Here is a 25,523-nt window from a genome sequence, read left to right on the forward strand (position 1 = left end):
CATGAACGGTAATCCGAGATATCCAAGTGCTATTCCCGCTTTCAAGGCATCTTTTCTTGCTGCCTGCATTCATAGCGTGCTGCAACAACGGTATACCGCCTGTGAGTTCGTAAATGTTAACGACGCTTCACCTGAGCCTATGGATGAAATTGTAAGTTCCTTTTCTGATTCGCGAATTCGTTACTATAGGAATAATGAAATGAAGGTGTTGAGTAAATGGTTAATCACCGGAACCGTTGTTTGGAGCTGGCAAGAGATGCCTGTTTTGTCTCGTTGGGAGATAAGATTTACTAAATATCGACTATCTAGGTGAGTAAAAGGCTGTCGACTGTGACTATAAGATTGTTAACGGTATTTTGTTCCGTACGAAAGCAAAAAATAATATGGCGATTTATATACTTTATTATAACTTTCCAAGTACTTCCGGCAACCATGCAGGTATGAGTTATTTAGCGCAAAAGCTTAAAGTTCAATTTCCGGATGTTAAGCTGATTAAACATGCTCCACAAGAAGTAAAAGGCGCCAAGTATTGGCTGAAGATCGAATCCATCTTGATATTTTGTTATTTATATCTATTCTTAAAGCCGGGCGACAAAGTGTTCTTTATGGAATACCTCACTTACGGAGTAGCTTTCCAGGATCGCATAGCAAGGTGGCTTAAAAAAACGGGTAAATCGTGTAGATTAATTGGCTTAATCCATTTGGCAGGCTCACACTTGGTTGATCTTTACGGCGATGAGCAAATAATAAGCAGTAAATTATCGTGGCTTGATAAGGTGGTCGTGTTCGGATCTACGTTGGCAACCTTTGTGCGTGCGCACGGATTTAATAAAGAGCTTGCCGTTTGCCATCATTATGCAGATACAAATTTTTATCGACCGGCAGCGATCCGGCAAGAAAAAAAAGGCCTAAATGTGATTGTTGTAGGAAGTTTAAAGCGGAATTTTCAACAATTAAATGAAATTATTGCAGAAACAACAGGCGACGTCGTTTTTCATATTTGTTCAGGAGGTAAAATTTTGCTAGAGCCTTGTCATCAACGTAATAAGGTGATATCATACGGTTTTCTACCCGAGGATGCACTTTTGGAACTTATGCAAACATGTGATGTTCATCTTGCTGTGCTCGAAGATACCGTTGGCAGCAACGCCATCACATCCGCCATGGCTGTGGGTCTGGTACAAGTAGTGTCAGACGTAGGCTCAATTAGGGACTATTGTGACAAAAGTAACAGTATTTTATGCGCAGGTGTCAAAGATTTCACAGAGGCACTATCATTTTTGTCCCAAAATGCAACTCTGGTTCAATCCATGAAGAGCAGTGCGCGTCGTCAAGCCGAAAAGATGTCACTCGAGAATTTTTATAAAAACTTCCCGGAGTTATTATAATGAGTAACTTTGAAGATTTAAGCGCAAACCTTATGCTGCCATTGGTTTCTGTAATACTACCTTGCTACAATACTGAACGTCATATAGCGCAAGCGCTGCGCTCCATTATGCAGCAAGATTACAAAAACCTCGAGATTATCGTCTTGGATGATTATTCAAGTGATAAGAGCTGGGAAATCATTCAAAACCTAGCAGCTCAAGATTCGCGGATACGGGCGGTAAGAAATGAGCGGAATCTACAGCTTATCCAAACACTTAATAAAGGAATACAATTAGCTCAGGGGCAATATATTGCGCGGATGGATGCGGATGATATCAGTGAGCCAAGCAGAATCAGTACACAAATAGCCTACCTTAAACAACATGAAGAAGTTGATATGGTAGCTACCTGTGCATCCTACATCAGTGAAACAGGTTTTGTATTGGGGCGCTTAAATTTCCATGGTTGTTATGACGCCGTGGGTGCCGCATTTGTCAGCATGTTTGATTGTCCTTTTTTGCATCCTAGCATTGTGATAAAGGCTGACTTATTGCGTGCTATCGGTTATCCGGATCATCCGGAAACGCACCATATAGAAGATTATGCGTTATGGATTCAACTCATACAAGCGGGGCATCGTTTAGAAATTATTCCGGAGAAACTGATGCGTTACCGTATCAGTTATCGTGGTGTAAGCCAAAGCAATAGCAGGGAACAATTCTCAAGAGGATTAGCGGTCGCTACGCAATACATTCTTGATAGCTTAAGGCTGCAGGCAGACGTTAGGCTGCTGAGCATCTTACGACAGGGGGCTGATAAAATAAACTCCTTAGACGACCTATCCGCCGCAGTCAATTACCTAAAAGAACTTGCTGATCGCTTTATCGAAAAATACAACCCCCAAAATAAATGCGCCCAATCCATAAGAACGTGGTGCAGCGAACGTATCTTACGCATACTGTGGGTTTCCGTCACGCGTTCTAAGCTTTCAAAGGCAGAGAAACTTCGAGTTATTTTCCGACGGTTGCCAAGGCATTTTTTCAAAGGTTTCCATAGCGAGCGGTTAAAAAATATTTACTTTCATTTTCAATTTATGGCTAAAAGGCGGATTTTTAAATAAGCGTATTCAATGGAGAGCGAAAAACGGAATCAATTGACCAATAGATCTTTTAATAAACAGTAAGCAAATAGGTGATTTATATAGCGCTCTATATCCTTTTGGCTCTTTTTGCCTTGCTTGATTTGCTGAAAAACGGCCATCAAGTAAAGCCTTTAGTTTTTTGGGCGAGCGTTTTCCTGTTGATTTTTATCAGTTCGATTCGTTGGAATGTTGGGACCGACTGGTACTCTTATCACGAGTTTTTTAGCAATATACAGGTTTATGTTGCGCATCCTGAGGCTAATTTGATGGAGCGGGGCTTTACCTATATCAATTATGCTATTGCTAGTTTGCATCTGGGATACACCGCATTATTGAGTCTTATGGCCATTCTGATGATTGGTATTAAGGCCAAAGTAATTTTCGAGCATAAGCAGATTATGATGATTAGTCTGTTTTTATATTACTGTTATTACCTAGGCGATATCTTTGGGGTCCGTCAGTTCTTGGCCATCTCTTTGACCTTATACAGCATACGGTTTATTATCGATAAGCGCTTTATGCCATTTTTTGTGACTGTTTTAGTCGCTTCCAGTATTCACATTACGGCTATTTTTTTTATTTTTTCCTATTGGATTTATCATATAGAATATTCTCCAAAACTTTTATATAGCATTTTGCTATTAGCACTTATCTTGGGTTTTATGGATATAGGCGGTTTTGCGGTTGATACCGCTTTGAGTATTGTCGGCATTGATTCGCGGGTAGGCGAAAAACTCAAAATTTATGGAGAAGATGGAATGGAAACCGTACAGGGTAATCCCTATATAGCTTTCGCTATCGGTGTCGCAAAAAGGGCACTCTTTCTTCCCCTATTTATTGGGTGTCAGCGGTTCATTGCTCCCGCTTATCAGAGTCGGTATACAGGTTATCTAAATTTACTGATTTTCGGTAATATCATTTATCTTTTATTTATGATCAGTTTACCGGTTATCGCTCGCTTATCCACTGGATTTCTACTCTTTGAAATTTTCATACTCGGTTATTTGGTTATTGCCGTTCGAAATAAGTGGTTACGTATGTTAGCCTTTTTATTGGTGGCACTTTTCGGAGCCTTTAGACTTTATAATTTGATTGCCGTGTATTGGGACTTATATATACCATTTGAAACCATTTTTGCACCTACCAACATTATCAGGGAGTAAGGCTATGATCTATTTTGCTGAATTGTTTATGACGGGCGGGCAGCATGCTGCATTTAACGGGGCCATGTTACAGGTATTAGCTAGGGCTTTCCCGAGAGAAAAGATATCGCTTTTTGCTGCACAAAGCCATTATGAGGAGCTTATCGCAAAAGAAAGTGACTTAACAGGGGTGCTTTATCATCCCGTTCACATCATTTCCAACAAAAGTGGTAACCCTGGGCGATGGCTCCTTAAGTTTTTCAATGAGCTTATCCAGATTATCCGTGTTTTAATCCGAGGCCGAAAAAAATCTATTCACTTAATTTATTTTTCCTTCCTTTCACCACTTGGCCAGTGGCTAGTTAGTAAGTATGCACGCTACATGGCTTATAAAGGACAGAAGATACTCATTACCTTACATGGTTTAGATATACTACATCCGGCAGGATCTCAAAAACGGGTCGACCGCATCTATGCCAAGCTGCTGAAGAAAGCATTTGCGTGCGCTGCCAAGAATAAACGTTATATTGTGTTGGAAGAACGGGTGGCTGATTATCTTGTTAAAAACCGGCACCTGCAACCGGCAGAAATTGTTCAGATTGCCCATCCTTATCAATTTCAAGCAAGCATATCACCTCGTATCGATAAGCCTGTTATCTTTGCACATCTCGGTATCGCCCGTTTAGCAAAAAACTCCCATCTATTCTTTGATTTAGCCAGTCGCTTTGCTACAGAAATCTCAAGAGGTGACATCGTCTTCCAGGTAGTGGGTCCTGTGCTTCCCGAGTTGAAACCATATTTAAACCCTTGGGTACAATATGTCAATCACGAGGTCTTTTTGAGTCAGGTCGACTATCAGCGGCATTGCGAACGCGCTCACTATGCCGTTTTTTTCTATGACGAATCCAACTATGCCCTTACCAGTAGCGGTGCCGTAATGGACGCGATTGCTTATCGATTGCCGATTCTTGCATTAACTGGTCCGGTTTTCGATTCGCTACAGTCTATCACCCCCGCTTTCCCCGGAAAACTGTATCCCGATGTTGAGCTGATGTACCAAGGCATTTGCGAAATCATCAAGAATCACGGGGCAATACACCGGCACTTCGATGTAGCTTTCGTAGATTTGCAGCTGCACTACAGCATTGAGCATGTAGCCGAGCAGCTGATGAAACAGGTGCCGATCCGCTGAATTGGTAGTTTAACAATAAAACAAAGGTATGATGAGCGATTTCCTTTCAGTAAGTGTAGTAATTCCGATGTATAATGCCGAAAAAACCATTCTAAAGACTTTAGAATCGGTTATAAAGCAAACAGTACAGCCATTGGAAATCGTTATTGTAGATGATGGGAGTACCGATGGATCATACCAATTAGTCCAAAGTTATATTGCGAATTATAAAGGGCCGATCCGATTTGTGCTGCACCAACAACCCAACGCAGGTGTTTCAAAAGCCCGTAATGAAGGCATGAAGCGAGCGCAAGGGGATTTAATTGCATTACTAGATGCTGACGACCGTTGGCAGACCGAAAAGTTGGCTCGACAATTGGAAGTGTTGCAAGGACATCCCGATATCGATTTTCTGGGATCGAACCGTAATGGGGAGCATTGGCAGCGCTGGTTGTTTAAAAAATTCGAGCATTTAACCCCCATCTCTGCCCGATTACTCTTATACAAGACGTTTTTCGTAACGCCTACCGTAATCTTTAAACGATCCATTCTTACAGAAACGGGCTATTTTGATGAGTCGCAACGCTATGCCGAAGAAGGGAATTACTGGATCCGGGTTTGTCATGATCACCATTGCGTATTACTGAACGAAAGTTTGGTTATTACAGGCGATGGCAAACCTGATTTTGGTTTTTCCGGCTTATCCTCTAATCTAAAGGAGATGGAAAAAGGTGAATTGAAGAATATGCGCTTAGGTTATAAGTTAGGAGTGGTTGGACTATTCGAATATCTTTTTTTGGTAATTTATTCACTGATCAAGTATATTCGCCGTATTGTCATTGTGAAGCTAAGAAAATAATATGTTCAGAAAATATGGTTTAGGTGGTTCCATTCGTATGCTATTTCATCTCCTGCGTACCCGGTTATTTTATTCCAGTGCGCGACTGATCCGGTTTCCGTTCGAGCTACGTAACCATCGGTACATCGATCTGGGTAAAGGCTTAACTACCGGAGTCGGCTGTCGTTTGGAAGCCTTACCTCAGGGGGGAGCCAGGAAGACCTGTATCCGTTTGGGCTATAATGTGCAGCTTAACGATTACGTACATATCGGTGCAATCGAATACGTTTGTATCGGTAACAACGTGCTGATAGCCAGTAAGGTTTTTATTACAGATCATAATCATGGCCAATTTGATGAACCAGACGAGGAGGTGCTACTTCCTCCAATAACGCGGAGATTACACGCAAAGATGGTAAGTATAGGAGACAATTGTTGGATCGGCGAGAATGTCGTGATACTGCCAGGCGTCACATTAGGGGAGGGCTGTGTTGTCGGCGCAAGTTCGGTGGTGACAAAGCCATTCCCTCCGTACACTTTAATTATTGGCAATCCAGCTAGTGCTTATAAAAGGTACAATCAGACCACAAAAAAATGGGAGAAGCTTTGATGGGAAAAATAGACTTAAAGGTTAGCGCGAGTATTGTGCTTTATGAGAATGATCGAAGAGAGGTAGAGCACGTAATACACTGTTGCCTACAAGCCACTGAAATAGGTAAATTATATTTAATCGATAATTCGAGAGAGAATAAACAACAGGAGTATACCTTTGACGAGCGAATCTGTTACGTTCACAATGGCCGGAACCTGGGATTTGGAGCAGCACACAATGTAGCTATAACTGCTAGTATCAATAATTTCGATTACCACATTGTCGTGAATCCCGACATAACATTTGAACCGCATATTATTAGCGTTATGGTCTCTTATATGGAAGAGTATACCAATATTGGAAGCTTAATGCCCAAGATTTTGTATCCCGACGGAGAGTTGCAGCGACTTTGTAAGTTACTCCCAAATCCTCTGAATCTCTTTGCGAGGAGGTTTGGCATCCCGGGAGCATGGAGAAAATTAATAAACAGCAAATATGAATTACAAATGTTCGATTATAATCAAATAGTAGATATACCTAATTTGTCAGGATGTTTTATGTTCATACGAACCGCGGTTTTGAAGAAAGTGGGAGGATTCGATGAACGTTATTTTATGTATTTGGAGGATGTAGATCTAGTTAGGCGGATCGGTCGCGAAGCACGAACAGTTTTCTTTCCAAGCGTCAGCGTCTACCATGCTTACCAAAAGGCATCATACAAGAACCTGAAGATGTTAAAGTTTCATGTTGTTTCTGCTATAAAGTACTTTAACAAATGGGGATGGGTCTTTGACAAAGAGCGTAAGGAGAAAAATCGCGATACGTTGTTGCGTTTGGAAAGTAAACAACGTTGAAGAATAGATTAGTAGATACGAAATACATTTGGCATCAATGATAGGTTTAGTCACTGTATTATATAAAAGTAATGGCGTATTAGAAGACTTTATTAGAAGCCTTTCCATACAAACATTTAAAGACTTTCATCTCTATATTATCGATAACAGTTCCGCCGAAACAGACTACGATCATCTACACAGTTTACTTAGTCGTTATCCTATAACATCGTTCTCCATCATAAAAAACAGTCAAAACTTAGGGGTTGCGGCTGCGAATAACCAAGGCATAGAACAATCGCTTAAAGCTGGACACACTCATACACTTCTACTTAACAATGACATAGAAATTTTACAAGAAACTGTACTTGAAGAAATGTACAGATGTGCACGAAGACGTCTTGAAGTATTAATTATTCCTAAAATTCTATTTCATGGAACGAGGAAAATATGGATGGCTGGAGGTAAGATGCTTGTAGAACGCGGCACAACCGATCATGTTGGCGGATGGCAGCTTGACGGCCCCGAATACAACATCACTAAATATTTCGATTACGCGCCAACATGCTTTATGTTGATAGACAATAAGTTATTTGAGGAAATTGGCTTAATGGATTCTCGATATTTTGTTTATTATGATGATACCGATTTTATTTTTAGAGCGGTTAAGAAAGGATATAAAGTCTATTACTTGCCGTCCTGCGAAGTTTTCCATAAAGAGAGTACGTCCACGGGTGGTATGGCTTCGTATTTTAGCATTTTTTATATGACACGGAATCGGTTGTTTTTTGTAAGGAAGAATTATAAGGGTTACTCCTTTATTCGAGCTTTCGGCCTGAGTCTATTTGATATCTTACGTGTAGCTAGACGCGATTACGATCGAAAGGGTTGGAAAACAGTTGGAATCGCTATTTTTAAAGGTTTTCTTATGAAGTAATTATACATAGAGTCATAATTATGCGCTTTATAAAAAAAAGCGTTTATTTGCAGATTATTTCAAAAAAATAAACAGATATGCGTCTTAAAGTTCAGAATAGTTATTTGTTGTTGGTGATCGGATTCTTGTGGTTTAGTGCATCCGTCAGTGCACAAGCCTTAAACATGCAAGATTTGAGCAAGTTGAAAATCGATCAATTAACCGATGATCAAATCCGTGGCTTTATGGCGCAAGCGCAATCTGCAGGCTTGAGCGAGTCGCAACTGATACAAATGGCACAACAACGTGGTATGAGCAAAACGGAGATGCAAAAGCTTCAACAGCGTGTTGCATCTATGGATGGCAGGGGAAGCCGTGAAAATAGCCTTTTAAACTCGAGCAAACGAATTTATTTGAATGAAGATAGTGCCCTAATGGCGGAAGATTCCATCGCGTTGTCAAAACGGAGTCCGAAGCAACTTCGTGAAGATTCTCTTAGGGCACGTATTTACGGAGCGGAATTATTTTTAAACGTGAACCCTCGTTTCGAACCTAATCTAAGTATCGCCACGCCGTTAGACTACATCATAGGCGCAGGTGACGAGCTACGTATTGATATATATGGGAATTCAGAAGCAAGCCATGATCTTGAGGTGACACCTGATGGCAATATTAATATTCCATATGTAGGCATTGTCAATGTTGCTGGTTTCAGCATACAGCAGGCCACAACCAGAATTAAGGACAAAATGGCCACCATATATTCCGCTATAAGCTCGGGGGCAACGAAGGTCAATGTCAGTTTAGGTAACATCCGAAGTATTAAGGTAATCGTAACAGGAGAAGTAGTTAAGCCAGGTACATACACCTTACCGTCAGTCGCTTCTGTTTTTAATGCTTTATATAGTTCAGGAGGTCCAACCTCCAACGGATCGCTTAGAAGCATCAAGGTGATTCGTGGAGGAGAGAAAGTAGCAGATCTGGATTTATACGAGTTTCTACAGACAGGCAGTATGACAGGAAACATTAACCTGAAAGATCAAGACGTTATTCAAGTATCTCCTTACAATAGTCGGGTAGAAATGATTGGTGCGGTAAAGAGACCATTATTATTTGAAATGAAGACAGGTGAAACCTTTTCCGATTTACTAAAATATGCCGGTGGATTTACCGAAGATGCTTACACCGGTCGTATAAGCGTCATTCGCACGACTGGCAAGGAATATCGTATAGAAGATCTGTTAGAGAGTCAATTCAGCCAATTTGAACCTAAAAGTGGTGACCGTTATACGGTCGAAAAAGCACTCGAACGATTTGCCAATAGAATATTGTTAGAAGGGGCTGTGTTTCGCCCAGGCGCCTATGAGCTCAGTCCGGGCTTAACACTTTCTATGCTCATAAAAAAAGCTGAGGGTTTAAAGGAGGACGCTTTTTTAAAGCACGGTTATATTATCCGACTAAAAGACAATTTTCAACGTGAACAGCTGAGTTTTAATGTGGCTGAGATTATGGCGGGAACCGCAGAGGATATACCGCTACGTCGTGAAGATATAGTTATTATACCTTCTATCTTTGATCTACGAAGTGAATATACGGTGCAGATCAACGGAGAGGTCCGAAATCCCGGCAGATTTGATTTCGCAGAAGGCATGACAGTGCAAGATCTTATCATTGCTGCGGGAGGCTTTACAGAAGCAGCAAGTGGAAGTCAAATCGAAATTTCAAGACGAATTCGCAGTTCGGAGGGGGAGGACATCAGCAGTATGAGTCGTACGGCTGAAATATTCACAATCGATATGAATCGCGAATTAACTAGTGGCGGAACGCAGTTTGTCTTACAGCCCTTTGATTTGGTAAATGTACGTCCTGCTGCCGGCTACGAATTACAACGGACGGTGCGCTTGGAGGGGGAGGTGTTATACCCGGGAGAGTATACCTTAAGTAGGAAGGATGAACGTGTGTCAGACTTAATCAAAAGGGCTGGCGGTTTTACCACGTTTGCTTATGTAGAAGGCGCTTCATTAAAACGCATCCCTATTGATACCGAACGAGTAGATAGTACCAGCCGTCGCTCTAGAAAAGAAATGGAAAGTTTGCAGCAGTTGGAATCTGAACGAATGTCTCGTTTACAGAATTTACAAATGGCGACTTTGAACCCGAACGTCACATCAGAAGATGTACAACGTAAAATCAATAATAATTACGTTGGAATTAACCTTCCAGAGATTATGAAAAACCCTGGTGGTTCGAACGATCTTTTGTTGGAGGGCGGCGATGTCATTCGCGTTCCGAAACAACTGCAAACAGTTAAAATAAGCGGAGAAGTACTTTCGCCTGTCACGGCATTGTATGATGCGAACAAAAGTTTTAAAGAATATATTTTTAGTGCAGGAGGATTCAATCAACAAGCACTAAAAAGACGCGCATTCATCGTTTATGCTAATGGGTCGGCCCGAAGTACGAAGAAATTCCTGTTTTTTAACAACTATCCGAAAGTTAAACCTGGTTCTGAGATATTCGTACCTCAGCGATTGCCTAGAGAGCGTCTAGGGGCTACCCAATTAATTGGTTTAGGTACTGGGTTAGCCTCATTAGCAGCGATCGTTGTATCACTATTAAGAAACTAGTCATCCACAGATTCATGGCAGATAATATAAAGCATACAAGTCAAGTTTCGAAAAACGAAGAAGACGCTATTAGTTTACGTGATTTACTTTTAAAACTAGGTGAATGGCGGAGATACCTGCTCTCTAAAGGCTTAATTATAATAATAGCCGGCATTATAGGCGGCCTTGTGGGGTTGGGATACAGTCTTTGGAAAAAAACCCTGTATAAAGCTTCTCTAAGCTTCGTGCTCGACGAGCAAAAGGGAGGAGGAGGAATGGGATCAATGTCGAGTTTGGCCTCTTTAGTAGGAATCAATCTGGGCGGCATGGAAGGTGCGGGGCTTTTTACCAATGAGAATATTATGGAGTTTATCAAGTCAAAACGGATGATAAAAAAAACGTTATTGACTAACGTAAATTTTGACGGGAAGGAGCAGTTATTGATTGATCGGTACGTTGATATAAAAGGCTTGCGCGAAAGTTGGGCGAAAAACCCAAAGCTAGAGGGATTCCACTTTGTTCCCGACACCAATGATTATATTGTTCAAGACTCATTGATCGCATTATACTATAAAGATATCATCAAAAACCAGCTCAAAATAGATAAACCTGATAAGAAACTTTCGATTATGCAATTGGATATTAAAAGCGAAGATGAACTCTTTGCGAAAGTTTTCTGCGAAACTTTGATAGACAATGTAACTGAGTTTTATGTGCAAACGCTGACAAAAAAATCAACGGAAAATCTCAATATTCTCACTAAGCAAGTAGATTCGGTTAGGAGAGAGTTAGATGAAGCAATCGGTGGAGTTGCTATTGCAAGTGAAGCAAACCCGAATCCTAATCCGGCATTTCAACGCCTTAAGGTGCCATCACAAAAAAAACAAATAGATGTTCAAGCTAATACCGCGATTCTCACTGAGTTAGTGCGCCAACAGGAGGTTGCCAGGCTAAATGTTAGGAATGATAAACCATTGATTCAAGCACTGGATAGGCCTGTTTTACCTTTGGAGATGGAACGTGTTGGGAAAGCGAAAGGTATGGTTATAGGTGGTTTCCTATTTGGTTTTTTAACGGTATTATTCCTGCTGACAAAGAAGTTGTTTAATGAAATTATGAGCGAGCCAATTGCACATGAAATATAGCAGAATATTAATAACCGGAGGAGCAGGCTTCGTCGGAAGTTCTCTGAGCCTTGCTTTGTTAAACAAGGGCTATGAAGTTACCGTACTAGACAATCTATCCGAACAAATACACGGTAAAGATGCTAAGGCATGTTCTAGTTTATTCTTGTCGATTAAAGATAAGGTAAACTTTATTAAAGGTTCAGTAGCTGATTACGCTATATTTCAAACGGCAGTGAGGGGACAGCAAGCAATTATTCATCTTGCGGCCGAAACAGGTACAGGCCAGTCGATGTACCAAATCAGTCAATATAGTCATGTAAATATGCAGGGAACCGCCAATTTACTAGATATTCTTGCGAACGATCGGCATGAAGTTGAAAAAGTTGTTGTTGCTTCTTCTCGGGCCATTTATGGCGAAGGAAAATATGTAAATGGGGGTGGAGACTATTTCTATCCTGGGCACCGGTTAGATATCCGCCTTAGCAGGGGTGACTTTGAGCTGTATAACGAGGAGACTCAAGAGCAATTATATCCTGTTGCTACAGACGAGTCTGCGCTTATACATCCATCGTCTGTTTATGGTATTACAAAGCAGTATCAAGAACAGATGGTTATGACCATATGCCCAACATTGGGAATCAAACCTGTTGCGTTCCGTTATCAGAATGTATATGGACCGGGGCAATCCTTAAACAACCCTTATACTGGAATTTTGTCAATTTTTTCTAATTTAATTAGAAATCAACAAACAATTAATATTTTTGAGGACGGACAGGAAAGTAGGGATTTTGTATATGTAGATGATGTTGTAGAGGCAACGATATTAGGGCTTGAGCGGGAGGAAGCCAACAATCAAGTTTATAATGTTGGAACAGGACAGCGAACAACAGTGCTTGCAGTTGCCAAAATGTTGATGGCAAATTATGGCACTGAGGTACCGCTTAACATATCAGGTAATTACAGGATGGGCGATATTCGACACAATTTTGCTGATATAACAAAGTTGAAAGAGCAACTTGGGTTTAGCCCATGCGTTTCTTTTTCAGATGGCCTACAGCATTTTACTGATTGGGTAAAGGACCAACGATTACTGGATCAAAGCCAGTATGAGTATTCTTTGAACGTGATGCGGGAGAAACACATGTTTAAATAGTGCATCAGTATATCAGCGTAACCATTAATTAAGAGCAGCAAACAGACCAATTCAATTTCGAGTTACCACGATAATTCAATATAATTATTTTCTTGTAACGAAATTTATTAAAACTTTGATGAGCATTAACCAAGCTAAACTATTTTTCTTATTTGTGTTGATTTGGTGGCGGGGTATGCTTTCAGCCCAAGTTTTACCGGTGGGCACACCTGAAATGGAGGATTATTATAGGCGACTGCAGTTGATAGGCAAGATAGATTCATCATTATCCTTTACGGTACGTCCGCTCACCCAACAGAGTTTGCATCGATCGCCTTTTTTTCCCGACGAGCATTTGACGTCCATCAATTCTACGAATCACTTCGATAATCAGTTAACCGTCCAAGTGATGCCGCTGATAACCAAATTGCAGTATACAAGTAGCTTTCCGTCAGGCTGGAACGATGGAGCGATGATTCCTACAGTTGGACCGCAAAGTTATTTAAGTGCCGGTATATTTGCCCACTATAAATGGATAAGCGTGCAATTGCAACCTGAGTTCGTTTCGGCGGCTAATAAAGGTTATACAGGGTTTCATGGGGATACTGAAGCTTCGTGGGAGCTTTGGTATTATTATGCTAATATGATTGATATGCCAGAGCGTTTCGGCTCGGGAAACTACACCAGAATACTGCCTGGACAGAGTAGCGTGCGCTTTAATTATAACAAACTCTCTTTTGGACTCTCAACCGAAAATATCTGGTGGGGCCCTGGTAGACGCAATTCCTTGTTGATGAGTAATACTGCTCCCGGTTTTCCGCACCTCACCTTTAACACCACGGCGCCTCTACAAAGTCCGATTGGTTCATTTGAAGGCCAAGTGGTAGCAGGACGGTTGTCTGGTTCGGGATATCCTCCTACAGATATTGCCGATCCCAATCGTTATGGTCAGTACTATGCCCCTAAATCAAATGACTGGCGATATTTCTCCGGTTTCATCATTAGCTATCAACCCAGATGGCTTACAGGGCTTTCAGTTGGTGCTAGTCGCACTTTTGTAATCAATAAAAGCGATATGGGTAATGGTCTAGGGGATGTTCTACCTTTTTTTGGTTCACGTAACAAGAAGAACGTCAATGCACCTGGAGATGATCGAACCGGTGAACAGTATAAGAAGCGGGATGAGTATAAATCGGTTTTTGCTCGATGGGTAATGCCTCAAGGTAAGTTAGAGTTTTATGTAGAATATGGTAGAAATGATCCAGGTTGGGATAGCCGGGATCGTTTTGTCGAAATGGATCATACAAGAGCATATATATTTGGCTTTCGTAAGTTAGTGCCTATTAGCGAGATGGATGAGGAGTATATTGATGTAGGGCTTGAATTAACCCAGTTAGATGGCACGCGCACTTCTACGGTACGCAGCAGTCCTACATGGTATACCAGCAATATGGTTAGGCACGGTTATACACATTTAGGGCAAGTGCTGGGCGCCGGCATTGGTCCGGCAGGAAGCCTGCAGAGTTTGAATGTGGCGTGGGTAAAACGATTAAAAAAAATTGGCATACAGCTCGAAAGACAAGAACATCAGCTAGATTTCTTCTACGATGCTGTATATAATGATTCTGATTTCAGAAAAAACTGGGTGGATGTGTCTTTAAGACTCGATGGTGCGTGGGACTACAAGCGGTTCGTTTTTTTTGGCAATCTATGGTTTATAAAAGCACTGAATTACCAATACGATTTGGAAGATGTTCCCAACGCAACACGTAACGATTTTTGGAATTTTATTCCAAAGGATAAGTTTAACTTTCAAGGCAATTTAGGTGTGATGTACCGCTTTTAATTTGGTATTTGCTTGTATGAAAAGAAAAAAGTTGATAGAAATAATAGTAGGAATATTGGTTCTTTGCGCTAGCTTACCCGCGTTAGGGCAAGTTCTGCCCGTCGGTACACCAGTATTGGAAGATTATTATCGACGCTTGCAACTATTAGGTAAAATCGATTCAACGATATCCTTTTCAGTACGTCCATTAACTAATGAAGCCTTACAACAAGAGAATATTTATGATCCATTGATTGAAAACGCTTACCAACCTGCTAAGATCGGGTGGAAAAATCAACACGGTTTTGTACACGTAATGCCGGTAGAATGGAAAAATCAATTTGTTTCATCCTTTCCTACCGGATGGAACGATGGCCCTATAATTCCTGCAAAAGGGTACCAGACTTATTTAAGTGCAGGCATCCAGGCCCAATACAAGTTTCTGAGCATTCAACTTCGTCCAGAGTTTGTGTATGCCCAAAACAGCGATTTTGATGGTGCTTGGGGAGAAGGGTACACGGGGATTCCTTACTCTTTTTATTATAGTCAGGGGATCGATTACCCCGAACGATTTGGGCGACGTTCCTATTCAAAAATTTTTCCCGGCCAAAGTTTTGTTAAAGTGAACCTGTTCGGCTTATCGTTGGGCATTTCAACAGAAAACCTTTGGTGGGGGCCGGGCATGCGTAATTCGCTCCTTATGTCTAATACAGCGCCTGGCTTTCTACATGGTACCATTGGTACTAATAAACCTGTTAGAACCGGCATCGGATCATTTGAAGGCCAGTTGGTAAGTGGGCGGTTAGCGTATTCCGACTTTATTCGTCCTGATGTTATTGATCCAACTGATTGGCGCTATTTTTCAGGGATCATCTTCTCCTATCAACCTAAATGGATTCCAGGGCTTTCGTTAGGTATCATTAATGTTTTCACCGTAAATAAAAAGGATATGGGCAATAGGTTGGGCGATTATATACCTTTTTTTAGTTCTAACTCCTCCTCGTCTTCTATCGACTTGAATGATCCGGCCAATGCTTCCGATGCAGGCGCACAGGACCGAAATTTGTCCGTCTTTGCCAGATGGATGGTGCCATCTGCGCATTTCGAGATTTACGGCGAATATGCACGCAATGATCATGGTTGGGATACCAGGGATTTAGTGGTTAGTGCAAACCATTCCAGATCGTACCTTATCGGTATTAATAAATTAGTAAACCTAAAGACTTCCTCAGAAGACATGTTACAAATAAGAGGAGAGGTGACGCAACTGGAGCAGCCAAAGATATCAATTTTAAGAAGTACAGCACCCATGTATGTGCATCAAGTGGTACGCGGCGGTTATACGCACGAAGGGCAAATTCTAGGAGCTGGCGTAGGTGTGGGAAATAATATTCAATCACTTGAAATCAGCTGGGTACGCCGCTTAAAGCAGCTTGGGATCCGTTTAGATAGACTGGTTCACGATAATGATACCTTTTACCGTCAGATCGAAGATTTTCGTCGTAACTGGGTTGACCTCAATATCACCGCTGTTGCCGCTTGGGATATTAAGAGACTTTTATTATCGAGTAATCTCCAATTTACCAAAGCCTTTAACTATCAGTATCGGTTAGAGGAAAGAGGCGGAACGGGGAATAATTTTTGGAATTTTGTTCATCAAGATAAGAGCAATTTATACTGGACGCTTTCTGCGCTGTATAGATTCTAAAGTTTACCTATCTACATTTAATTTTAAAAGGTTAGAGACTTCGAATATATATAACTAAATATAATGGAGGAAATTAAAAGCTATAGTAAGGTCGAAAATGCCAAGATTGCAGTTGTGGGACTGGGATATGTTGGTTTACCCTTAGCAATTGAGTTTGCAAAGAAATATGATGTCTTAGGGTTTGACATCAATGAAGAACGCGTTAAGGAACTGAGTGCCGGAGAAGATCGAACGAAGGAAGCTAATCTAAAAGATTTGCGCGCGTTGATTGCTGACAAAGAAAGTGGCACCAAAGATTGTGGTATAGTTTTTTCTAGTGAAGGCAATGATCTAAAAGCATATAACACTTTTATTGTAACAGTGCCTACCCCCATTGATAACTTTAAGGCACCGGATCTTAGGCCTTTATTAAAAGCATCCGAAATGCTGGGAAAAATATTAAAAGTGGGAGATATAGTAATTTACGAATCTACGGTTTATCCGGGCTGTACTGAAGAAGATTGCGTACCTGTATTAGAAAAAGTATCTGGATTAACCTTCAATAAAGACTTTTTTGTTGGGTATTCTCCTGAACGGATTAATCCAGGCGACAAAATAAATACGTTAACAAAAATAAAAAAAGTTACCAGTGGTTCAACACCTGAAATAGCCTCACGTGTGGATGACCTGTATCGCTCTATTATCAGTGCGGGTACCCATAAAGCGTCATCTATCAAAGTTGCAGAAGCGTCCAAGGCCATCGAAAATGCGCAGCGCGATGTTAACATATCCTTCGTGAACGAACTCGCACTTATTTTCGATCGTATAGGGATTGATACCAATGATGTTATTGAGGCCGCAGGCACCAAATGGAATTTTCTCAAATATAAGCCCGGTTTGGTGGGAGGGCACTGCATTGGGGTAGACCCCTATTATTTAGCCCATAAAGCGCAAAGGTTAGGCTATCATCCCCAAGTTATTTTGTCAGGAAGAAGGGTGAACGATAATATGGGATCTTTCGTCGCTAATAAGGTGGTGAAGTTAATGATCGAAAAAGACCATAAAATTAAAGGATCAAAAGCCCTCATTATGGGAATCACATTTAAAGAGAACTGCCCGGATGTCCGTAATACGCGCGTTGTTGATATATACCATGAACTCAAGCAGTTTGGCCTGTTAGTAGATATTTATGATCCTTGGGCAGATCCAGTGGAAGTAAAAGAGGAATATCAATTAGAGATTCTGACCAAATTAGAAGAAGATGTCGTATATGACGCTATCATTGTCGCCGTTGCGCACAATGAGTTCCTCCGTTTTGATTATCAAAAAGTAAAACGGAATAATGGTGTTATTTTCGATACGAAAGCCTGCTTGGAGCGTTCTTTCGTTGATGCAAGGTTATAGCTAAATGAGTAAGGAGATTGACATCATTGTAATAGGTGCTGGATTAGTAGGCCTTTCAACAGCCTATCATTTACTTGAGCGGTGCCCTGAGAAAAGGGTTCTCATAATAGAGAAAGAATTAGGTGTTGCCCATCATCAATCGGGGCACAATAGTGGTGTCATTCATAGTGGCATCTATTACAAACCCGGGAGCCTGAAGGCTAGAAATTGCATGGAAGGCTATAGGCAGTTGTTAGACTTCGCCCAGAAACATCGAATTTCACATGATATTTGTGGCAAGATCATTGTTGCTACTGACAAAACGGAAGAACCGGCCCTCGTAACTATTTATGATAGAGGACTAAAAAACGGTTTAACCGGTCTCAAACTCCTGTCGACAGATGAAATAGCCGATTATGAACCTTATGTAAAGGGTACAAAGGCCATTTATGTGCCACAAACCGGAATCATTGACTATCCACAGATGGCCGAAAAGCTGCTGGAACTTTGTCGTGGACGTGGGGCCGAGATTGTGTTCGGTCAGAAAGTGATCAAGATTGATGAGAAGCAAAATCAATTGATCGTTCACACTGATAAGGAGGTGTTTACCACTATACAACTTGTGAGCTGCGCAGGTTTGCAGTCGGATAATGTCGCTCGGTTGACTTCTTCCAATTACGAGTTACAAATCCTCCCTTTTAGAGGTGAATATTATAAGTTAAAGCCTGAAAAGGAATATTTGGTTAAAAACCTGGTTTATCCGGTTCCTGACATAAAATTTCCATTTTTGGGCGTTCATTTTACAAGAATGATAAGCGGCGGTATTGAAGCAGGACCAAATGCCGTACTGTCGTTCAAAAGAGAGGGGTATCATTTTTCGGATTTCGATATGACCGACGTTTGGGAAACCTTTACGTGGCCAGGTTTTTGGAAGGTAGTAGCCCGATATGGAAGAACAGGAATGGGTGAAATGTATAGATCCCTATCTAAACGCGCATTTACGAAGGCTTTACAAAAACTAATACCATCCATTCACGAGGATGATCTAGCCCCTGGAGGTTCAGGCGTTCGCGCGCAAGCATGCGATCGACAAGGAAACTTGCTGGACGATTTCAATATAAAACGTTCGAACCGTATTATACATGTAGGCAATGCGCCATCACCAGCTGCCACGTCGTGTTTATCAATAGGCAAATATATCACAGGAGCATTAGTGAATACTTAAATTTAAATAAACTGAATGTCACAACCTATACAAATGGTTGACTTAAAAAGTCAATATTATCGCATCAAAGAGGAAATTGACCAAGCACTGCTTCAAGCGGTAGAAGACTGTGCGTATATTAATGGGCCTAGCGTCCAAGAGTTTCGGGAACAACTGTGTCGGTTCAACGGGGTGTCCCACACGATAACCTGTGCAAACGGTACAGATGCTTTGCAAATTGCAATGATGGGATTAGGGTTTAAGCAAGGCGACGAAGTGATCGTTCCAGCTTTTACTTACATTGCCACGGTAGAAGTGATCGCTTTATTGGGTTTAATACCTCGATTTATTGATGTAAGACCCGACACCTTTGAACTTGACTATGAGCAGCTGGCTTCTGTCGTTAACGAAAAAACTGTTGGCATAGTGCCAGTGCATCTATTCGGCCAATGTTCCAACATGGAAGCCCTATTACGTATTGCAGAACAGTACAAGCTAAAAATCATTGAGGATACGGCACAGGCAATCGGAGCAGAGATGATATTTTCGGACGGGCGCCGTAGCTTTGCCGGTACTTTGGGAGATGTGGGTACCACCTCTTTCTTTCCCTCAAAAAATTTGGGGTGCTTCGGAGATGGCGGTGCACTTTTTACAAATGATGCCCTTTTAGCCGAAAAACTGGACATGATAGCTAATCATGGACAGCGAAAAAAGTATAGACACGAAGAAATTGGTGTCAATTCACGTTTAGATACAATTCAAGCGGCGATCTTAAATGTGAAAATTCAATATTTACCGCAATATACTGAGGCCCGTCAGGATGTAGCAGCGCGATATGACCAAGCGTTTAGCGATTTAGATGGCCTTGAAATTCCATTTAGAGCAAAACATTCTACCCATGTTTTCAATCAATATACTTGTAAGGTAAAACACGGTATGAGGGATCAACTAAAACAATTTCTATCAGAAAAGGGTGTGCCAAGCATGATTTACTATCCAGTCCCTGTTCATTTGCAAGAGGCTTATGTGTCGTATGGCTATCAAGCCGGTGATTTCCCCGTTGCCGAGCAGTTATGTCAAGAAGTGCTTTCCTTTCCCATACATACCGAAATGGAGGAACAAACGCAGGAGTATATCATTGAACAGGTGAGAAATTTTTTTAACAAATAAAATATGTGTATGAGAGAACAATTTTTTGTCCATGACTCGGCCATTGTCGACGAAGGAGCTGAAATTGGAGCCGGTACCAAAATATGGCATTTTTCCCATATAATGAGTGGTTGTAAAATAGGCGAGCGATGTAATATTGGGCAAAATGTAGTGGTTTCTCCGGGGGTCACCTTGGGTAAAAATGTGAAAGTTCAGAATAACGTCTCGATATACGAAGGAGTAATTTGTGATGATGACGTATTTTTGGGGCCATCTATGGTATTTACGAATGTAATTAACCCGCGAAGCGCAGTAAACAGAAGAGATCAGTATTTAACGACCTATGTTGGCAAGGGTGCTTCTATTGGTGCGAATGCTACCATTGTTTGCGGCCACGATATCGGTTCTTATGCATTCATTGGGGCTGGGGCTGTGGTTACGAAGACGGTAGCTCCTTATGCGCTGGTGGTTGGGAATCCAGCAAAGCAGATCGGATGGGTAAGCGAATATGGCCATCGTTTAATCTTTTCTGCGGATTACATCGCGATCTGTCCTGAAACCGGACAAGAATATAAATTAGAGGATAATACTGTAAAACGTACAAAATAAGATGACAGCACTTAATAGAAAAGTGAAATTTGCTGTAGTAGGTTGTGGTCATATCGGAAAGCGGCATGCGGAGATGATCATAAGAAATCAAGAAAGCGAATTGGTGGCATTAATCGATGTAAAAGATCCATCAGAACTCAGCATCAGTCAATACGATGTGCCATTTTTTAAAGATTTGGCTACTTTTTTAGCCAGCGAGATTGAGGTAGATGTGATCAACATTGCCAGTCCGAACGGCTTTCATGCTGAGCAAGCAATGCAATGTTTAGAAGCCCGAAAGCACATTGTCGTAGAGAAGCCAATGGCGTTAACAAAGTTAGATGCAGAAAAGGTTATTTTTAAAGCTTTGCATGTGCATCGTCAGGTTTTTGCCGTGATGCAGAACCGATATTCACCACCTTCTGTTTGGATTAAGGATTTAATTGAGAGCGGCAAACTAGGCCAAATATATATGATTCAATTAAACTGTTATTGGAATCGAGATAACCGCTATTACAAACCGGAAAGCTGGCATGGCAAAAAAGATTTGGATGGCGGAACGCTTTTTACGCAGTTTTCCCATTTTATTGATATTATGTATTGGCTTTTTGGTGATATTACCAATATTCAGGGCAAATTCAATGATTTTAACCACCACGACTTAACAGATTTTGAAGATAGCGGCTTCGTCAGTTTTGATTTTGTAAATGGTGGCATGGGGTCACTGAACTACTCTACATCAGTTTGGAATCAGAATTTGGAAAGTTCCATGACCATTATTGCTGAAAATGGTTCAGTGAAAATTGGGGGGCAATACATGGATAAAGTAGAAGTTTGTAACGTAAGCAACTATGAAATGCCGGAGCTTGCGCCAACCAATCCCGGGAATGATTATGGAGCCTATAAAGGTTCAGCCGCAAACCATCACTATGTGATTGAAAATGTAGTAGATGTACTAAATGGCCGAGCAAGTATAACGACAAATGCCTTGGAAGGGTTAAAAGTAGTTGATATAATTGAGCGTATTTATTCTTTAAGAAAATAGTAGTATGGATTTTATTCCATTGGCGAGCCCCGATATACAAGCAGCTGATATCCATTTAGTGAATGAGGTTTTAAAGTCTGGAATGTTAGTGCAGGGCAGATATGTTGAAAAATTGGAACATTCGTTCTCGGAGGTTGTCCAGGTGCCCGAGAGCATTGCTGTTTCTAACGGAACTGCATCCTTACACTTGCCTTTGAGGCTACTGGGAATTGGGCCGGGAGACGAAGTAATTGTTCCTGCGTTTTCCTACGTTGCGACGGCTAATGTCGTTGAATTGGTTGGTGCAAAACCGGTATTTGTCGACATCGATTTAGGCACGTATAATATAGATGTAAGTAAAATCAGAGAGGCAATCACTGTTAAGACTAAAGCTATTATACCTGTTCATGAATTTGGATTAGCTTGCGATATAGAAGCGGTTATGCAGCTAGCAATCGAATATGATCTGTATGTAATCGAAGATGCTGCTTGCGCTTTAGGGGCTACCCAGCATGGGCGGCAGGTGGGAAGCTTCGGCGATTTTGGTTCGTTTTCTTTACATCCGCGAAAATCGATCACTTCGGGCGAAGGGGGAGTTGTGACGACGCATAATTCCCTCTATGCACAACGAGTTCGTAGGTTAAGGAACCACGGTATTGACATGGTTGAAGGTAAGATGGTTTTTGAAGAGGCTGGCTTTAATTATAGATTAACGGACATTCAAGGCGCGCTTGCTTACAGTCAGCTATCCAGGTTGTCAGCAATCCTTGAGAAGAAACAGCGTTTAGCGGAAATCTACCTAAATGGAATAAAAAACCGTAGTTTTGCGCTACCAATCGTTCCATCGGATAGAAATCATACGTGGCAGACATTCCATATATTAATAGACGATGGCAGAAAACAAGCAGATGTGCTAAACTATTTACGCGAACATAACATTGGAGCAAACTACGGGGCGCAATGCATACCCGCGCAAAAATATTATATAAATAAATACGACATGGATTATAAATTACTGTATCCTAATGCGTATGCAGCATTTACTCAGGGCATTGCCTTACCATTGTACGAGAAGCTGAACGATGACACTATACAATACATTGCTAAAATAATAAACTCACTATGATAGAAAATAAGAAGATATTTGTGACAGGCGGGGCTGGATTCATTGCAAACACTATAATCCGAAACTATGTGGAGAAGAATCAGATTACCGTTTATGACAATTTTCACCGAGATACGCTAAGTGGAAGCGATTTAGCCGGGCATAACAATATAGAGGTCGTAAAGGGCGATGTCCTAAATATTGATGCGCTTACAGCAGCCATGGCTGGGTCCGACATTGTCATCCATGCGGCGGGTATAGCGGGTATTGATACAGTAATTAAAGACCCCGTACGTACCATGCGGGTAAATATGATGGGAACAGCTAATGCTTTAGAAGCAGCAAAGGTCAATGGCATAAAAGATCGGTTTATCGATTTCTCCACTTCGGAGGTATTTGGCAGTATGGCTTTCAGATCAACTGAGACCGATCAAACCGTAGCGGGTTCTGCTGGTGAGGCTAGATGGACTTATGCAGTAAGCAAGCTTGCAGGCGAACATTTAGCGCATGCTTATTATAAACAATACGGATTACCGGTGGTTACAGTGAGGCCATTCAATGTATATGGTCCTGGACAGACTGGAGAAGGGGCCATTCAGATTTTTATAAAAAAGGCACTTAAGAACGAGGACTTACATATCGATGGCGACGGGGCTCAAATTAGAGCTTGGTGTTATGTGGACGATTTTGTAGACTGCATTTTGCGTTGTGTAGAAAACCCCTTAGCTGTAGGTGAGAGTTTTAATATTGGTAATGCGCGGGCTGTCATTACTATTTTAGGGCTAGCACAAACTGTATGTAGAGTACTGGGATCTCAATCAAAGATTGTGTTTGATCCACCGTTAAGCGCCGATATAGCCCTTCGTATTCCAAGTGTTGAAAAGGCTGCTGAATTACTTGGATTTAAAGCTAAAGTGGATTTGGAGGAGGGCATTCTGCGGATGGCCGACTGGATGAAAAAACAGTATGAATAGACGAAACCATTTGAAAGAGGATCCAATTCTACTTGAGCTTTTCGATAAAATGAAAAGACTCTACGAAGAATTAGGTGCGGCATTTATGAATGAGTTCCATCGACTTCCCGGTTTTTCGGATTTGTTAATTGATCGGTGGGAAAAAGCTCAGAAATTAGGTTGGGGAACGGGGACCAGTGTTTATGATAACTCGCTAATTATTGGTGACGTTCACGTTGGTAGAGAATGTTGGGTTGGACCGAATACCGTTTTGGACGGATCAGGAGGATTAGTGATTGGGGACTACTGTACTATCTCTACCGGTGTACAGATTTATACTCACGATAACGTAAAACAGACGCTTACTTCTAAAAGAGCGGCCATTGAACGTGCTCCTACTAAAATTGGAAGCAATGTCTATATTGGTCCAAACGTTGTCATTTCTAAAGGCTGCGAAATAGGTAATAGTGTAGTGATCGGTGCTAACTCATTTGTAAAGGATAATATCCCTGATAAAGCAATTTTTGCCGGTAACCCCGCAAAGAAGATTGGAGCGGTAGAAATTTCTGACAATAATGAAGTAATATTCAACTATATTTAGAAATGATGACAATTTGTTCAAGATGCATTTATGACGATAGAATTCCTCATATTACTTTTAATAACGATGGGGTGTGTAATTATTGCATACAGGTAGAACAATTAAACGAGCAATACCAGCCCGGGAATGAGGTAGGAATGCAAGCGCTCCAACATTTGATCGAAAAAATAAAAAACGAAGGAAAAGGGAAGAAGTATGACTGCATCATCGGTGTAAGTGGTGGAACAGATTCGTCGTATCTTTTGTGTAGGGCTAAAGAATGGGGTTTACGTCCATTGGCAGTTCATTATGACAACACGTGGAACACCGCCATATCTACCGAGAATATTCGGAAAATATGTGCTTACTGCGATGTTGATCTTTATACATACGTTATTGACAATAAGGAAGCCGATGATATTTTCCGGGCCTTTTTTTTCTCGGGCGTGCCCGAATTCGATGCGTCAACTGATATTGCCTTCGCGCAAGTGTTGCGCGACGCATGCGCAAAGTTTAACATTAAATATGTTTTAGAAGGGCATTCTTACGCAGCAGAGGGTATTTCTCCTCAAGGGAATAACTATTTCGATGGAAAATATATAGAAGACATTCATCATAAATACGGGACGCGTAAAATGCGGACCTATCCTAATATGACCTTCTTCAAATTTTTAAAATCTATTCTTTTCAATAAAGTAGAATTTATTCGTCCATTGTGGTATCTAAATTATTCAAAGGAAGAGGCTATCAAATGGTTAACTGAAAATACTGGTTGGCAATACTATGGAGGTCATCATTTAGAAAATAGGGCTACGGGCTTTTTGCATACAGTGTATAATCCACAGAAGTTTGGGATAGACAATCGAAATTGGAGCTTAGCCGCAGCCGTCCGAAGCGGCAAAATGTCAAGAGATGAAGCGCTTGCTATTTACAATACACCGATAGTTCCTGATCCCGAGCTCGTGAATTACGTAAAGAAGCGATTGGGTGTGTCAGATGCTGAATACGATTCAGTTATGAAAGGAGTGCGACGTTCTTGGAAAGAGTTTCGTACTTATAAAAAGCGCTTCGAAAAATGGAGACCATTCTTCTATATTATGGCAAAGAAGCATCGGGTTACCATGAGTTTTTACTTAAAATATTGTTTTCCCCGATAGAT

23 protein-coding genes are annotated in these 25,523 nt (G+C 41.2%); all 23 read left to right on the top strand.

Features of this window, described 5'->3' with window-relative positions; genetic code table 11:
- Position 1 precedes the first annotated feature (1 nt).
- The 23 genes from ACH11B_RS09185 (at position 2) to ACH11B_RS09295 (ending at position 25,521) form a co-directional block, all read left to right on the top strand.
- On the top strand, positions 2-313 hold the full coding sequence (locus ACH11B_RS09185; RefSeq protein ID WP_377613300.1) for a glycosyltransferase: 312 nt from the start codon (positions 2-4) through the stop codon (positions 311-313).
- 70 nt (positions 314-383) lie between these two features.
- The gene (locus tag ACH11B_RS09190) at positions 384-1,388 is read left to right on the top strand and encodes a glycosyltransferase (protein ID WP_377613301.1); all 1,005 of its coding nucleotides are present in this window, start codon (positions 384-386) and stop codon (positions 1,386-1,388) included.
- Positions 1,388-2,488, top strand: coding sequence for a glycosyltransferase family 2 protein (locus ACH11B_RS09195; RefSeq protein ID WP_377613302.1), 1,101 nt, complete (start codon positions 1,388-1,390; stop codon positions 2,486-2,488). Before ACH11B_RS09190 ends, ACH11B_RS09195 begins: the two co-directional genes overlap by 1 nt.
- Before the next feature lie 71 nt (positions 2,489-2,559).
- Positions 2,560-3,672: an EpsG family protein gene (locus ACH11B_RS09200; RefSeq protein ID WP_377613303.1), complete on the top strand. Its 1,113-nt coding sequence runs from the start codon at positions 2,560-2,562 to the stop codon at positions 3,670-3,672.
- A 4-nt stretch (positions 3,673-3,676) separates the two neighbouring features.
- Positions 3,677-4,843 (top strand): hypothetical protein, encoded by a 1,167-nt coding sequence (locus ACH11B_RS09205; RefSeq protein WP_377613304.1) that lies wholly within the window; start codon positions 3,677-3,679, stop codon positions 4,841-4,843.
- A 28-nt stretch (positions 4,844-4,871) separates the two neighbouring features.
- On the top strand, positions 4,872-5,681 hold the full coding sequence (locus ACH11B_RS09210; RefSeq protein WP_377613305.1) for a glycosyltransferase family 2 protein: 810 nt from the start codon (positions 4,872-4,874) through the stop codon (positions 5,679-5,681).
- 1 nt (position 5,682) lies between these two features.
- Positions 5,683-6,270 carry a DapH/DapD/GlmU-related protein gene (locus tag ACH11B_RS09215; protein ID WP_377613306.1) on the top strand — a complete coding sequence of 196 codons (588 nt, stop codon included), beginning with the start codon at positions 5,683-5,685 and terminating at the stop codon, positions 6,268-6,270.
- Positions 6,255-7,106 carry a glycosyltransferase gene (locus ACH11B_RS09220; protein ID WP_377613307.1) on the top strand — a complete coding sequence of 284 codons (852 nt, stop codon included), beginning with the start codon at positions 6,255-6,257 and terminating at the stop codon, positions 7,104-7,106. Before ACH11B_RS09215 ends, ACH11B_RS09220 begins: the two co-directional genes overlap by 16 nt.
- Before the next feature lie 37 nt (positions 7,107-7,143).
- A complete protein-coding gene (locus ACH11B_RS09225) occupies positions 7,144-8,022 on the top strand; it encodes a glycosyltransferase family 2 protein (RefSeq protein WP_377613308.1) in 879 nt (292 codons plus the stop codon).
- 77 nt (positions 8,023-8,099) lie between these two features.
- Positions 8,100-10,628 carry an SLBB domain-containing protein gene (locus ACH11B_RS09230; protein ID WP_377613309.1) on the top strand — a complete coding sequence of 843 codons (2,529 nt, stop codon included), beginning with the start codon at positions 8,100-8,102 and terminating at the stop codon, positions 10,626-10,628.
- A 14-nt stretch (positions 10,629-10,642) separates the two neighbouring features.
- The gene (locus ACH11B_RS09235; protein WP_377613310.1) at positions 10,643-11,752 is read left to right on the top strand and encodes a lipopolysaccharide biosynthesis protein; all 1,110 of its coding nucleotides are present in this window, start codon (positions 10,643-10,645) and stop codon (positions 11,750-11,752) included.
- Positions 11,742-12,887 (top strand): NAD-dependent epimerase/dehydratase family protein, encoded by a 1,146-nt coding sequence (locus ACH11B_RS09240; RefSeq protein ID WP_377613311.1) that lies wholly within the window; start codon positions 11,742-11,744, stop codon positions 12,885-12,887. The genes ACH11B_RS09235 and ACH11B_RS09240 overlap by 11 nt, the downstream gene beginning before the upstream one ends.
- Positions 12,888-13,005: 118 nt before the next feature.
- A complete protein-coding gene (locus ACH11B_RS09245; RefSeq protein ID WP_377613312.1) occupies positions 13,006-14,712 on the top strand; it encodes a capsule assembly Wzi family protein in 1,707 nt (568 codons plus the stop codon).
- A gap of 16 nt (positions 14,713-14,728) precedes the next feature.
- Complete coding sequence (locus ACH11B_RS09250; protein ID WP_377613313.1) at positions 14,729-16,399, top strand: capsule assembly Wzi family protein; 1,671 nt, start codon at positions 14,729-14,731, stop codon at positions 16,397-16,399.
- A gap of 63 nt (positions 16,400-16,462) precedes the next feature.
- Positions 16,463-17,782, top strand: coding sequence for a nucleotide sugar dehydrogenase (locus ACH11B_RS09255; RefSeq protein ID WP_377613314.1), 1,320 nt, complete (start codon positions 16,463-16,465; stop codon positions 17,780-17,782).
- Between the two features lie 4 nt (positions 17,783-17,786).
- Complete coding sequence (lhgO, locus tag ACH11B_RS09260) at positions 17,787-18,986, top strand: L-2-hydroxyglutarate oxidase (protein ID WP_377613315.1); 1,200 nt, start codon at positions 17,787-17,789, stop codon at positions 18,984-18,986.
- A 15-nt stretch (positions 18,987-19,001) separates the two neighbouring features.
- A complete protein-coding gene (locus tag ACH11B_RS09265; protein WP_377613316.1) occupies positions 19,002-20,135 on the top strand; it encodes a DegT/DnrJ/EryC1/StrS family aminotransferase in 1,134 nt (377 codons plus the stop codon).
- A 9-nt stretch (positions 20,136-20,144) separates the two neighbouring features.
- Positions 20,145-20,723, top strand: coding sequence for an acyltransferase (locus tag ACH11B_RS09270; RefSeq protein ID WP_377613317.1), 579 nt, complete (start codon positions 20,145-20,147; stop codon positions 20,721-20,723).
- 1 nt (position 20,724) lies between these two features.
- Positions 20,725-21,747, top strand: coding sequence for a Gfo/Idh/MocA family protein (locus ACH11B_RS09275; protein ID WP_377613318.1), 1,023 nt, complete (start codon positions 20,725-20,727; stop codon positions 21,745-21,747).
- Positions 21,748-21,751: 4 nt separating this feature from the next.
- Positions 21,752-22,852, top strand: a complete 1,101-nt coding sequence (locus ACH11B_RS09280) for a DegT/DnrJ/EryC1/StrS family aminotransferase (RefSeq protein WP_377613319.1) — start codon at positions 21,752-21,754, stop codon at positions 22,850-22,852.
- Entirely contained in the window at positions 22,849-23,805 is a 957-nt protein-coding gene (locus ACH11B_RS09285) for an NAD-dependent epimerase/dehydratase family protein (protein WP_377613320.1), read from the top strand. Before ACH11B_RS09280 ends, ACH11B_RS09285 begins: the two co-directional genes overlap by 4 nt.
- Positions 23,798-24,385 carry an acyltransferase gene (locus ACH11B_RS09290; protein ID WP_377613321.1) on the top strand — a complete coding sequence of 196 codons (588 nt, stop codon included), beginning with the start codon at positions 23,798-23,800 and terminating at the stop codon, positions 24,383-24,385. The genes ACH11B_RS09285 and ACH11B_RS09290 overlap by 8 nt, the downstream gene beginning before the upstream one ends.
- 2 nt (positions 24,386-24,387) lie before the next feature.
- Positions 24,388-25,521: an N-acetyl sugar amidotransferase gene (locus ACH11B_RS09295; RefSeq protein ID WP_377613322.1), complete on the top strand. Its 1,134-nt coding sequence runs from the start codon at positions 24,388-24,390 to the stop codon at positions 25,519-25,521.
- Positions 25,522-25,523 lie beyond the last annotated feature (2 nt).

The organism is Olivibacter sp. EAT-5 (genome assembly GCF_044784325.1).
GTDB classification, from domain to species: Bacteria; Bacteroidota; Bacteroidia; order Sphingobacteriales; family Sphingobacteriaceae; genus Olivibacter; species Olivibacter oleidegradans.